A 12753-nucleotide genomic window follows, 5' to 3' on the forward strand; every position below is an offset into this window, starting at 1 on the left:
AAGCGCCATTCACAATTTAAATCACCCGAGAGAACTGCTGCATCCGCGCTTTCTGGCGCAGATAGGTATCAAAGCACATGCAAATGTTGCGGATCAGCAAGCGACCTTTCGCCGTCACCTGTATTCCCTTCTCATCCACATCCACCAGCCCATCTTTTGCTAACGGGGCGAGCAGCTTGAGATCTTCCGCAAAGTAATCAGCGAAGAGCAAATCCCACTGTTGCTCAATAGGGGCGTAATCCAGACGGAAGTTGCAGATGAGCGACTTAATCACATCGCGGCGAATACAGTCATCACGCGTTAGCGCAATACCACGCCACAGCGCATTGCCTTGTTCATCCACTTGCTGATAGTACTGCTTCAACTCTTTCTGGTTCTGCGCGTAGCAGTCGCCAATCATGCTGATGGCGGAAACGCCCATCCCAAGCAGATCGGTATCGCCCTGGGTGGTGTAGCCCTGGAAGTTACGATGCAGCACGCCTTCACGCTGGGCCACCGCCAGCTCGTCATCCGGACGGGCAAAGTGATCCATACCGATAAACTGATAGCCCGATTGTGTCAGGAAGGCGATGGTTTCCTGCAGGATATCGAGTTTTTGCTGCGGACTCGGCAGGTCAGCGTCTTTGATTTTGCGCTGAGCAGCAAAAATGGTCGGCAAATGCGCGTAGTTAAAGACGCTCAGACGATCGGGGTTCAGCTCCGCCACGCGTTTCAGGGTAAAGGCGAAACTCTCCGGCGTCTGTTTCGGCAGGCCGTAAATCAGGTCGATGTTGGTGGAGGTAAAGCCAATCTCACGCGCATGGTTAAGCAGTGCAAAGATGAACTCTTCATCCTGCTCGCGGTTAACCAGACGTTGCACTTCTTTGTTGAAGTCCTGCACGCCCATGCTCAGCCGATTAAAGCCTTCGGCGCGTAAATGATCGAGTACATCCAGTTCGATTTCCCGCGGATCGACTTCGATCGAGATCTCCGCATCGGCATTGAACTGGAAGTTTTCGCGCAGCAGCTTCATCAGACGGCTGATTTGCGCTTTATTCAGATACGTCGGCGTTCCGCCGCCCCAGTGCAATTGGCTGACGTGACGCCCGGCGAACAGCGGTGCACGATGGACGATTTCTTGCTCCAGCGCGTCCAGATACTGATCGGCCTTGTGCTGCTGGCGAGTAACAATCTTATTGCAACCGCAGAAGTAACAAAGCTTATGGCAGAACGGAATATGTACGTAGAGAGATAATGGACGCTCAGGATAGCGCGCCACGGCTTGTAAAAACGCCTGTTCGCCGAAGTCTTCTGAAAACTCCAGCGCGGTCGGGTACGAGGTGTATCGTGGCCCGGAATAGTTATATTTCTGGATCAGGGCCAGATCCCAGTCGATTTGCTGTACAGACATGCTCACTCCTTCCGATGGCGTCTCTGGCGGCTACGGCGTACCGGCGGATGCCCGTTTCGAGTCATCAGCCGGTTGCGCAGCCACTTTTGTCGCCGCGACAACCGCTGTAGTTTAACGAATAACCACACCAGATAACATATAACCGGAAGGGTTATCAGCAGAACGGGAAGGCCCACGGCGGCAATCCGTTAGTTGCCCCGCAGCAGACGCATCATGTCTTCTTGCTTCTCGTCTTCTTCCTCTTCTTCGTCATCGTCATAAGAGAGGCCGAGTTTCTGCATCAACTCATCAATACGATCCAGTTTGGCATCCACCCAGGATTGCTCTTCGGCGCTCAGGGTTTCGCCTGCTTCCAGACGTTCCAGCAGCGCATCCAGACGCTCATCCGTTTCCAGTAACTCCAACTCCGCCTGCGGTGAAAGCATAGGTTTCTCACTCTTCGGTTTGTGCTGCTTGGTGACTTTTTCAGTCACGCCCAATGGAATAGGGGTTTTACTGCCAATACGTGGATCTTTTGGTGCGTTCTGACCTTTGCTGCCTGACGTGGTGTTACCGCCCGCTGCGCGGCTGCCCGGCGCATGACCACGACGTTTTTTCTGACGCTTACGGTCACGAGCTTCCTGATCCAGCTCCTCGCGTGTTTTTCGACGCGCTTTTGCATGACCTTTGCTGCGTGAGTTTGAAGATGATGGTTTCATAATGGTTCGTCTTTTAGCCGTTTTATTCAGTATAGATTTGCGGCGGAATCTAACAGAAAGCAAGCAAAGAAAAAAGGCGACAGATTACTCTGTCGCCTTTTTTCCTGACTCATAACCCTTAACGGGTCTTACAATCCTTGCAGGCCGCCAACACACCCTGTTTTTCCATTAGCCGGAACAATCCGTGTTGATTCCATTTCCATTTAATTACGTCTCCGGACGTTTATCTTCCTGACAATCCTCTGTCTTCGCCTCCTGGCGCTCCTGACCCTCATCCTGAGTCATTGTTCCTGTTAGCGTCCTCGCTCTATGGGTGCTACTTTACGCCTTTGCTTTAAATAAACAATCAACCGCCATCAGTATTTGCACATTTTCAGAGTTTTATATAAAAGCAATTCACTGATTTATATAGCTTATTTGACATACGTCGCAGAATTTTCTCTGCTATTTCGCATAAAGACTATCGGCAATGTCTCACAAAGCGTATGGCTTTTACTTACAACGCTCACGCCGAAAAATCCGCCTTTTATTATGGTTCAGGTATAATCGCCGCAAAGCTTTGACTGATGGAGACGACCGCTTTGACTAATTTGAATTATCAACAGACGCATTTTGTGATGAGTGCGCCTGATATTCGCCACCTACCTTCCGATACCGGAATTGAAGTGGCTTTTGCAGGCCGTTCCAACGCAGGTAAATCCAGCGCGCTGAACACGCTGACTAACCAGAAAAGCCTGGCTCGTACCTCAAAAACCCCAGGGCGCACCCAGCTTATCAACCTGTTTGAAGTGGCTGACGGCAAGCGTCTGGTTGACTTGCCTGGGTACGGTTATGCGGAAGTCCCGGAAGAGATGAAGCGCAAATGGCAGCGCGCGCTCGGCGAGTACCTCGAAAAACGTCAGAGCCTGCAAGGTCTGGTGGTGCTAATGGATATTCGCCATCCGCTGAAAGATTTGGATCAGCAGATGATTGAGTGGGCGGTAGACAGCAATATCGCCGTGCTGGTACTGCTGACCAAAGCGGACAAACTGGCAAGCGGCGCACGTAAAGCGCAATTGAATATGGTGCGTGAAGCGGTGCTGGCGTTTAACGGTGATGTGCAGGTTGAAACGTTTTCTTCGCTGAAGAAACAAGGCGTGGACAAGCTGCGGCAGAAACTGGATACCTGGTTTAGCGAGATGCAGCCTGTAGAAGAAACGCAGGACGGCGAATAATTTTCTTGCCTTAATGCTTGTGCCGGATGTGGCGTATCCGGCCCGTAAATTCAATAGATTACAATTCTACCGTTGGCCTGATAAACATGGCGTATCAGGCATTACGGATCTTTTCTTTCGCCCAATAAAAAACGCCCCAGTCATTACTGACTGGGGCGGCTAAAATATTCAGCCAAATCCGATTACGTGAAGTAAAAGGTCTGAAAGATAGAACATCTTACCTCTGTACCCTACGCGACTAACTTTACTCTTTTTTGTTCAGTTCAGAAAGCATTTTTTGTAATTTTTTTTCAGTTGTTGCATAGGAATTTCTAATAGCCATCACAAAACGTGACAGCTTATGTTGCTTACTTACGAAAAAAGGGCATGTTCAGGCAAATCTTAGTGCGCCTGATCCCAGTTTTCGCCACTCCCCACTTCCACCAGCAACGGCACATCCAGACGGGTACAGTTTTCCATCAGTTGATGAATCTGCTTCGCGACGGCATCGACATCATCTTTATGGACTTCAAATACCAGTTCATCGTGTACCTGCATGATCATACGAACGCGCGGTTGCTCAGCCTGTAGCCACGCATCAACGGCAATCATCGCCCGTTTGATAATGTCGGCGGCGGTTCCCTGCATTGGCGCGTTAATGGCTGCACGTTCAGCCGCTGCACGACGAGCACCATTGCTGGATTTGATATCCGGCAGATACAGACGGCGTCCGTCCAGCGTTTCAACGTAGCCCTGCTCTTTCGCCTGAGCACGGGTGCGTTCCATATACTCCAGCACGCCAGGGTAGCGTTCGAAGTAAAGGTCCATGTACTTCTGCGCTTCTTTACGCGGAATGTTCAATTGCCGCGCCAGACCGAAAGCACTCATGCCATAAATCAGACCAAAGTTGATCGCTTTCGCGCTACGACGTTGCTCGCTGGTGACGGTTTCCAGTGGCAAACCAAACACTTCTGCCGCCGTTGCACGGTGGATATCTTTTCCTTCGGCGAATGCGGTCAGCAAGCCTTTGTCACGCGAGAGATGCGCCATAATGCGCAGTTCAATCTGCGAGTAGTCCGCTGAGACAATCACATAATCCTCTGGCGCAATAAACGCCTGGCGGATACGGCGACCTTCTTCGTTACGCACCGGAATGTTTTGCAGGTTAGGATCGGTTGACGATAAACGTCCCGTTGCGGTTACTGCCTGGTGATAAGAGGTATGTACACGCCCGGTTTTCGGGTTGATCATCAACGGCAGCTTGTCGGTGTAGGTCGATTTCAGCTTCGCCAGACCACGATACTCCAGAATCACTTTTGGCAACGGATAGTCCAGCGCCAGTTCTTCCAGTACCTCTTCCGACGTTGACGGCGCGCCACCCGGAGTTTTCTTCAGCGGTTTAATGCCCTGTTTTTCAAACAGAATGGTTTGTAACTGCTTGGTGGAAGAAAGGTTAAATTCTTCACCTGCAATTTCATGCGCTTTCTTTTCCAGCTCAGCCAGACGCAAGGTGAGCTCTTCAGAGTGATTGTGCAGCACTTTCGGATCGATCTTCACACCGTTACGTTCAATGCGTGAAAGCACCGGCACCAGCGGCATTTCGATATTCTCGAAGACGTTCAACGGCCCTTTGTGTTTTTGCAGATCCGGCCACATTTTCAGATGCAACTGCAAGGTGACATCTGCATCTTCGGCGGCGTAACGTCCGGCTTCTTCGAGGGCAATCTGGTTAAAGGTCAGTTGATTTTTGCCTTTACCCGCAATCTCTTCAAAAGTGATGGTTTTGTGCTTCAACCAACGTTCCGCGAGGCTGTCCATATCGTGACGTCCGGCAACGCTATTGAGAATGTAGGACTCCAACATGGTATCAAACGCAATCCCACGTAGTTCAATGCCGTAGTTCGCCAGAATACCGCGATCGTATTTCAGGTTTTGCCCGACCTTCAGCGCCTTTTCATCTTCCAGCAGCGGTTTTAGCAGCTCGAGTGCACGCTCGCGAGAGATTTGATCGGGCGCATCAAGATAATCATGAGCAACCGGAATATATGCCGCTACGCCTGGCTCGATAGCAAAAGAAAGCCCGACCAGGTTAGCAGAGATGTTATCAAGGCTGTCAGTTTCGGTATCAAATGCAAATACCGGCGCTTTTTCCAGCTTCGCAATCCACTCTTTCAGTGTTTCTTCATCAAGGATGGTGACGTAGTTGTCATAAGAAATCACCGTTGCCGTCACTTCTGGCGCTTCGTCTGCAACACTGGTTTCCTGCGGCCTGGCTGCGGGTTTCGCCCCTTTAGCCTGTAGCCATTTTCCCGCTTCGACATCAGCAGTCCAGCGTTTGAACTCATACTTTTTGAACAGCCCTAACAACTCTTCCGCCGCCGGTGGCTGCACTTCCAGTTGTTCACAGGTCAGCTCCAGTTCAACGTCGGTTTTAATCGTCGCCAGCTGGTATGAGAGATAAGCAACTTCTTTGTTTTGCTCGAGCTTCGCTGCCATTGTTTTCGCGCCACGGAAGCTCAACCCAGCAATTTTTTCTGGCTCGGCATACAGCGTATCCAGCCCGCCAAGACCTTGCAGCAATGCCTGCGCGGTTTTTTCACCGACGCCCGGTACGCCAGGAATGTTATCAGAGGAGTCACCCATCAGCGCCAGGAAATCGATGATCAGTTCTGGCGGCACGCCGTACTTATTCACCACCTCTTCCGGTCCGAGGATGGTATTCGTCATGGTGTTGATAAGCGTGATATTTGGTGTCACCAGCTGCGCCATATCTTTATCGCCAGTGCTGATCAGCACCGGACGCCCGGCTTTTTCGGCTTCGCGCGCCAGAGTACCAATAACGTCGTCCGCTTCTACGCCAGAAACCGCCAGCAGCGGCAGTCCCATCGCTTTAACCATCGCGTGCAGAGGTTCGATTTGTGCTCGCAGATCGTCCGGCATTGGCGGGCGATGTGATTTGTAATGTTCAAACAGTTCATCACGAAAGGTTTTTCCCTTGGCGTCAAAGACCACCGCTGCATGCGTCGGTTTATATTGCATGATCAGACTGCGCAGCATGTTGAGGACACCATACATCGCACCGGTCGGCTCGCCTGCGCTGTTAGTCAGCGGGGGAAACGCGTGATATGCGCGATAAAGGTAAGATGAACCATCTACAAGGATAAGTGGATTTTGGGGGATCTGAACCATAATGTCCGTGCCTGTTTATCAGATTATGGGTAAAGGATGCCACAGACAGGATGAAAACATGAGTTTTTCACCGCTTTTCGTGAAAATCTTTTGTAGATCTTCTGGATCGCTCGCAAATCGTCATGTGGATAACTTTGTGCATAAATTATTTACATCGCTTTTAATTTATTATCATGCTTTTTACAGCATGGTGTTTGTCTTTGTTTTTCATGCAGTTAAAAATAAAGCCATCCCTAATAATTGAGATAATGGGATTTTTTCTAATGTGGATAGATATGAATTATTTTTCTCCTTAAGGATCATCCGTTATTTGGGTCGTTTTCTGCTAAAATCTGCGCCTTGCGCTTCTTTAGCGCACTGTCTATGGCTAACCTTTTGAATAAATTCATTATGACGAGAATACTCGCTGCGATAACCCTTTTGCTGAGTATCGTATTGACCATTTTGGTCACTATTTTTTGTTCCGTCCCGATCATCATTGCCGGGATTGTAAAACTATTGCTACCTGTGCCAGTCATTTGGCGAAAGGTTTCGCGTTTTTGTGATTTTATGATGTATTGCTGGTGTGAAGGTCTGGCGGTATTACTGCATCTGAACCCACACCTGCAATGGGAAGTTCACGGGCTGGAAGGGTTAAGTAAGAAGAACTGGTATCTGCTTATTTGTAACCACCGTAGTTGGGCAGATATTGTCGTACTGTGCGTGCTGTTTCGTAAGCACATTCCGATGAATAAATATTTCCTCAAGCAGCAGCTGGCCTGGGTGCCTTTTCTTGGCCTGGCGTGCTGGGCGCTGGATATGCCGTTTATGAAGCGTTATTCCCGCGCTTATTTATTACGTCATCCGGAGCGACGTGGTAAAGATGTTGAAACCACTCGGCGTTCTTGTGAAAAGTTTCGCCTGCATCCCACCACTATTGTCAATTTCGTTGAAGGCTCCCGTTTCACGCAAGAAAAACATCAGCAAACCCACTCCACTTTTCAAAACTTGTTGCCACCAAAGGCGGCAGGCATTGCAATGGCGCTAAATGTACTGGGTAAACAATTCGATAAACTGCTTAATGTTACGCTGTGTTATCCGGACAATAACCGTCAGCCGTTCTTCGATATGTTAAGCGGTAAACTGACGCGAATTGTCGTACATGTGGATTTACAGCCTATTGCCGATGAGTTACATGGCGACTACATCAATGACAAAAGCTTTAAGCGCCATTTTCAGCAATGGCTTAACTCATTGTGGCAGGAAAAAGACCGGCTTCTGACATCGTTGATGTCATCACAGCGGCAGGAAAAGTAAGTTTTACTCGCCTCTGAATGAGCAGAGGCGAGTGAGTATTTTAATGAACAAAACGTCCGGCACGAGACATAAATTCTTCTTCGCTCATCTCCTGACCGTTAAAAAAAACTTTACCCGGTGTATAACGCAGTTGCAGCGAGGCGGTATTGTTGTCAATCGTGATTAACTGCAACATCTGACCTAATGTCATCATCCCGCTGATTTGTTTATCAGCCCGCTTTTGCGCTTTTTCCGCATCCATCCCTTCAGATAAATTAAGCTGTTTTGCGGTTTCTGTGGCGACATTAAGCGGTAACTTCATATTAAAATTGAGCGATTTAATATCTTTGTTTGTGGATGATGAAGATTTGGCGGGGTCGGCAATACTGATATCCAGATTGGCATTTAGTTCGCCGAGTGCGTTCTTCCATCTTACTGGTTGTTTAATGGTCGGCTCACTTTTTTGTAATAACGGTAAATACTCTTTGAACAATGCAGCATTCACTTCTTGCAGAGCAACTTCATCGTTTGCTAACTCAGGGTGTGCAGCAAGCTGCTTCTGCATCGCAATGTTATACTGGATGATAAATTGGCGCACCGCTGAGGGATCAATAGACTCAGCAATCAATGACCACTCACCACTACCGAGTTGCTGATTCCCTTTTGTTAACTTATCAAGTTCGTAGGTCAGATTGACATTGATATAATCTTTGTCTTTAACGCGATCCAGCCTGGTTTTTGCAACGAAAGCATCGATTTGGGCAACGACTTCCCCCTGGTTGATAATATTAACCTGATTAAATTTCGACTCGCTTTCACCAACCGGAAATTTCTTTTCTTCTAATCGTGTCAGAGAATCAATGGTAAAACTTTTCGCCGTTACTTTGTTCATTGGTGAAAATTGCAGAACAATATCTTCGACTTTGCCTTCAATATCCAGGTTAGACAATGAACTATCATCACCATTAAAAGTAAACTGGCCTTCACCAAAAGAAAACTTTCCATACTCTGCAGGGGCAACATCTAATGTCGTGGAGAATGAGCCACCAAACGCGAATCGCAATGTCGCTTCCACGGGCGATTTATTTTTCGCGGCGATAAATAGCGGTTGTGTCAGCTCATTATTCACTAAGTTCACTTTTGCCGCTGCCAGTGCTGGGATGACATTACCATGCATTAACATTGTGATGGGCAACGGACCGTGCTCAACATCCACATCAAATACAATTTTCTGGCCTGGCTTGATATTGAGATCGGGTGCACCGTTATCAAATGTCATTTGCATTTGAAAACGGGAATTAAAAAAGCCTTTGTCAAAATTTTTATAACTTAACATCATATCGTAGGCATGTTCACCTTTCTTTTTAGCATCGTTAAAACCTTTAATAAACTTTTCGACACCAGGCTGAATTTGCGTACCTGTGTACCATGTGCCACCACCCCAGATTACGGCTAACGCAACAATGGCACCTGTAGCTGACTTACGTATCATATAAATATTCCCTGATAAAACAGCAAAACTTTGAATATCCACTTATGCTGAAATAATGTCCAGCAGCAGGACGCATTATCAGAATGTATTTATATTTATTAAATAATAAAAAAAGCCCGTGAATATTCACGGGCTTTATGTAATTTACATTGAATTATTTTTTCTCGGACAGATATTTCACAGTATCAGCATACTGCTGAACAAAAACATCCATATTGCTGGTATCCATACCCTGCGGATTCAGCTGATATTTACCGTTAACAAACATCGCCGGAACACCACGCAATTGCACGTCAGCTGCAGCTTTTTCCTGCTGAGCGACCAGAGATTTCACCACGAAGCTGTTCCACGCCGCGTCGTACTCTTCACCTTTAATACCTGCGTTGATAAATACATCGCGGATATCAGATGCTGAACGAATGGTCTGGGTTTTTTGTACGCCTTCAAACAGCGGAACTGTGACTTTGTCTTCCACGCCCAGCGCCATCGCCACAGCCCATGCCTGAGTCAGCTCTTTGCCCAGGTCCCCCCCCATGAAGTTGACGTGGTATTTAGTCATCTTCACGCCTTCCGGCAGTTTTTTCTTCACGTTATCAGAAATATGCAGAACTTCTTCAAACTGATAGCAGTGCGGGCAAAAGAAAGAGAAAAACTCCAGCACTTGCGGCGCGCCAGCAACTTGTTTTTCCAGGGTAGTGTACTGTTTACCATCTTCATACTGCGCCGCCGATGCGCTAAACGCTAAAACTAAACCAGCCAGCGCCAGCCAAATCTTTTTCATGATCTACTCTCTCCGATTAATACATAGGTGTTAATTGCAAAGGGGGTTCTTGTAGAACTTTTGCCTGTTCTATAAAAGTCACCGTCTGTCGTAGCCAGTAATCTTCCCCGGTTAACCACGGGAAATTTTTCGGGAACGCGGGATCAGCCCAACGCCGCATTAGCCAGGCAAGATAATAAACCAAACGCATGGCGCGTAAAGGTTCAATCAGTCCGATTTCAGCGGTGTCGAACTCGCTAAATTCTTCATAAGCCTCAATAATAGTTTCCAGTTGCATCCGCTGCTCGGCTTTATCACCATTGAGCAACATCCACAAATCCTGAACGGCTGGACCATTACGTGCATCATCCAGATCAACAAACATTGGACCATCGCGCCAGAGAATATTCCCGGCGTGGCAGTCTCCATGTAGCCGCAGAACGGTGAAATCTTCCCGCCAGTGTGCTGTAACGGCGGCAATCAGCTCATCTGTCGCTTTCAGGAATGCCGCTTTCAACCCGGAAGGTATCAGTGTAGCGTCCTCAAACAGCTTGCGTGGCTCAATGAGATATTCATTCAAACCGATGGTCGGGCGATGGATAAAAAGCTGTTTGCGCCCCGTCTGGTGCATACGCCCTAAATAACGCCCAACCGCTTCCATCTGATCGATATTATCAGCTTCGAACTGGCGACCACCGACGCTTGGAAAAACAGCGAAATAAAATCCCTGATGGTTCAATAAAGTCTGACCATTAAAGGCCACAGGTGCTGCGACCGGAACTTCATCGTTAACCAGCTGCAACGCAAATTGATGTTCTTCGAGGATTTGATCGGCTGTCCAACGTTCAGGGCGATAAAATTTGACGACAAAACGTCGACGATCTTCGTCCTGAAATTGATAGACACGGTTTTCATAGCTGTTAAGCGGGGTAAGACCGGAATCCACCCGAATCCCATGCTCAAACAGAGCGTCCATGATGGTATCCGGGTGTAGTGTCTGGAAAGTAAAAGCGCTGTTGTTCATCCCATCATCCGGAAAACATTACGAATGATGAAGGATATCATTTCACGATGATTTTGGTTGCGCCGCTTACAAGCTTTTACTCTTTAATTACGCCACGTGCGCGTAATAGTGCCGTTTTGAAATCTTCTTCATAATCTTTCTGCAAACCCGGGATCACCGCATCTTTCGCGGAATCACGCATTTTCAGGTGATAGATCAGAATGTCATCCGTCAAATCCGCCAGTTCGCCGTCAAAACCTGACTCTTTCGCCAGTTTCTGCAAAAATTGCAGCAGGTTAAGGTCTGGCTCTTTTTGCCAGGCTGGCTGGAGGAGTTCAATAACTTCATTCAGACGTTTACATTTCATAGTAATGCTCCTTACTCTTGAGACAGACACGTTAGCAGGGTCAATCCCACAATAAAAGAGGCGATATCGGTGAATCTGATGACGACGATAACAGGCGTTGTGCTGGCGGGCGGTAAAGCCAGACGAATGGGCGGCGTAGATAAAGGATTGCTTGAATTAAACGGCAAACCATTATGGCAACATGTCGCTGACGCGCTTATGACGCAGCTTTCTCACGTCGTGGTTAATGCTAATCGTCATCAGGAAATCTATCAGGTAAGCGGTCTGAAAGTGATTGAAGATTCACTGGCGGATTACCCTGGCCCTCTGGCAGGAATGCTTTCAGTAATGCAGCAGGAATCGGGTGAGTGGTTTTTGTTTTGCCCGTGCGATACGCCTTACATTCCCCATGATTTAGCCTCCCGGCTTAATCATCAGCGCAAAGATGCGCCTGTCGTGTGGGTCCACGACGGTGAACGCGATCACCCGACTATTGCTCTGGTAAACCGCGCAATTGAGCCTTTATTACTGGAATATCTGCAAGCAGGAGAACGCCGGGTTATGGCATTTATGCGTCTGGCTGGCGGTCATGCGGTTGATTTCAGCGATCGTAAAGAGGCATTTATAAACGTGAATACGCCAGAGGAGCTTGCCCGATGGCAGGAAAAACGATGATACCGTTACTCGCCTTTGCTGCATGGAGTGGCACCGGAAAAACAACGCTGCTGAAAAAATTGATCCCGGCATTATGCGCCAGAGGGATCCGTCCGGGGCTGATTAAGCATACGCACCATGATATGGATGTTGATAAACCGGGCAAAGATAGCTATGAGCTGCGCAAGGCTGGCGCGGCGCAAACCATCGTTGCCAGCCAACAGCGATGGGCCTTGATGACAGAAACACCAGACGAAGAAGAGCTGGATCTACATTTTCTCGCAAGTCGAATGGATACCTCAAAGCTGGATTTGATTCTGGTCGAAGGGTTTAAGCATGAAGAGATCGCAAAGATTGTGCTGTTTCGCGATGGAGCCGGACATCGACCGGAAGAATTAGTGATAGACAGGCATGTTATTGCTGTAGCCAGTGATGTGCCGCTTAATCTTGATGTCGCGTTACTGGATATTAATGATGTTGAGGGGCTGGCTGATTTTGTGGTGGAGTGGATGCAAAAGCAGGACGGATAAGCAAGAGTAGGCTGGAGCAAACGCGCCAGCGTCGCATCCGGCATTTATTCCGCACCAACGCAAAAAAGCCCAGTCTTCCGACTGGGCTCTTCGCTTAATTTGATGCCTGGCAGTTCCCTACTCTCGCATGGGGAGACCCCACACTACCATCGGCGCTACGGCGTTTCACTTCTGAGTTCGGCATGGGGTCAGGTGGGACCACCGCGCTAAGGCCGCCAGGCAA

General features: G+C 48.4%; 12 protein-coding genes, 1 rRNA gene and 1 pseudogene. 4 read left to right on the forward strand and 10 right to left on the reverse strand.

All coding sequences use genetic code 11. The features are described 5' to 3' along the window. Positions 1-16 precede the first annotated feature (16 nt). From hemN to C4F37_RS27875, 3 genes and pseudogenes are all read right to left on the reverse strand, one after another. A complete protein-coding gene (gene hemN / locus C4F37_RS15975) occupies positions 17-1390 on the reverse strand; it encodes an oxygen-independent coproporphyrinogen III oxidase (protein WP_000116096.1) in 1374 nt (457 codons plus the stop codon). 188 nt (positions 1391-1578) lie between these two features. Beyond that, entirely contained in the window at positions 1579-2088 is a 510-nt protein-coding gene (gene yihI, locus C4F37_RS15980) for a Der GTPase-activating protein YihI (RefSeq protein ID WP_001295266.1), read from the reverse strand. 118 nt (positions 2089-2206) lie between these two features. Beyond that, positions 2207-2373 (reverse strand): annotated as a pseudogene (locus C4F37_RS27875) (hypothetical protein). A gap of 296 nt (positions 2374-2669) precedes the next feature. On the opposite strand from C4F37_RS27875, the gene yihA reads away from it, so the two are divergent. Further along, positions 2670-3302 (forward strand): ribosome biogenesis GTP-binding protein YihA/YsxC, encoded by a 633-nt coding sequence (gene yihA / locus C4F37_RS15985; protein ID WP_000183349.1) that lies wholly within the window; start codon positions 2670-2672, stop codon positions 3300-3302. A 168-nt stretch (positions 3303-3470) separates the two neighbouring features. On the opposite strand, the gene C4F37_RS28415 is transcribed toward yihA, so the two are convergent. Then, the gene (locus C4F37_RS28415) at positions 3471-3518 is read right to left on the reverse strand and encodes a spot 42 RNA, inhibition of DNA synthesis (protein ID WP_071892919.1); all 48 of its coding nucleotides are present in this window, start codon (positions 3516-3518) and stop codon (positions 3471-3473) included. Positions 3519-3683: 165 nt separating this feature from the next. Beyond that, positions 3684-6470, reverse strand: coding sequence for a DNA polymerase I (polA, locus tag C4F37_RS15990; RefSeq protein WP_000249991.1), 2787 nt, complete (start codon positions 6468-6470; stop codon positions 3684-3686). A 363-nt stretch (positions 6471-6833) separates the two neighbouring features. Between polA and C4F37_RS16000 the strand changes: the two genes are divergently transcribed. Further along, positions 6834-7766, forward strand: coding sequence for an acyltransferase (locus tag C4F37_RS16000; protein WP_001443189.1), 933 nt, complete (start codon positions 6834-6836; stop codon positions 7764-7766). A 40-nt stretch (positions 7767-7806) separates the two neighbouring features. On the opposite strand, the gene C4F37_RS16005 is transcribed toward C4F37_RS16000, so the two are convergent. From C4F37_RS16005 to C4F37_RS16020, 4 genes are all read right to left on the reverse strand, one after another. Further along, complete coding sequence (locus C4F37_RS16005; protein WP_001540257.1) at positions 7807-9237, reverse strand: YdgA family protein; 1431 nt, start codon at positions 9235-9237, stop codon at positions 7807-7809. A 154-nt stretch (positions 9238-9391) separates the two neighbouring features. Further along, the gene (gene dsbA, locus C4F37_RS16010; protein ID WP_000725354.1) at positions 9392-10018 is read right to left on the reverse strand and encodes a thiol:disulfide interchange protein DsbA; all 627 of its coding nucleotides are present in this window, start codon (positions 10016-10018) and stop codon (positions 9392-9394) included. 16 nt (positions 10019-10034) lie between these two features. Further along, complete coding sequence (srkA, locus tag C4F37_RS16015; RefSeq protein WP_001065498.1) at positions 10035-11021, reverse strand: stress response kinase SrkA; 987 nt, start codon at positions 11019-11021, stop codon at positions 10035-10037. Positions 11022-11097: 76 nt separating this feature from the next. Then, complete coding sequence (locus C4F37_RS16020) at positions 11098-11367, reverse strand: YihD family protein (RefSeq protein WP_001295263.1); 270 nt, start codon at positions 11365-11367, stop codon at positions 11098-11100. A gap of 69 nt (positions 11368-11436) precedes the next feature. Here C4F37_RS16020 and mobA point away from each other — a divergent pair, with 69 nt between their 5' ends. Together mobA and mobB are read left to right on the forward strand one after the other, a co-directional pair. Then, positions 11437-12021: a molybdenum cofactor guanylyltransferase MobA gene (gene mobA, locus C4F37_RS16025; RefSeq protein WP_001052191.1), complete on the forward strand. Its 585-nt coding sequence runs from the start codon at positions 11437-11439 to the stop codon at positions 12019-12021. Then, entirely contained in the window at positions 12003-12530 is a 528-nt protein-coding gene (gene mobB / locus C4F37_RS16030; RefSeq protein WP_000907613.1) for a molybdopterin-guanine dinucleotide biosynthesis protein MobB, read from the forward strand. The genes mobA and mobB overlap by 19 nt, the downstream gene beginning before the upstream one ends. Before the next feature lie 104 nt (positions 12531-12634). Here mobB and rrf read toward each other — a convergent pair. After that, a 5S ribosomal RNA gene (gene rrf, locus C4F37_RS16035) occupies positions 12635-12750 on the reverse strand. Positions 12751-12753: the final 3 nt, after the last annotated feature.

It is taken from the genome of Escherichia sp. R1, assembly GCF_003000935.1.
Lineage (GTDB): Bacteria > Pseudomonadota > Gammaproteobacteria > Enterobacterales > Enterobacteriaceae > Escherichia > Escherichia coli.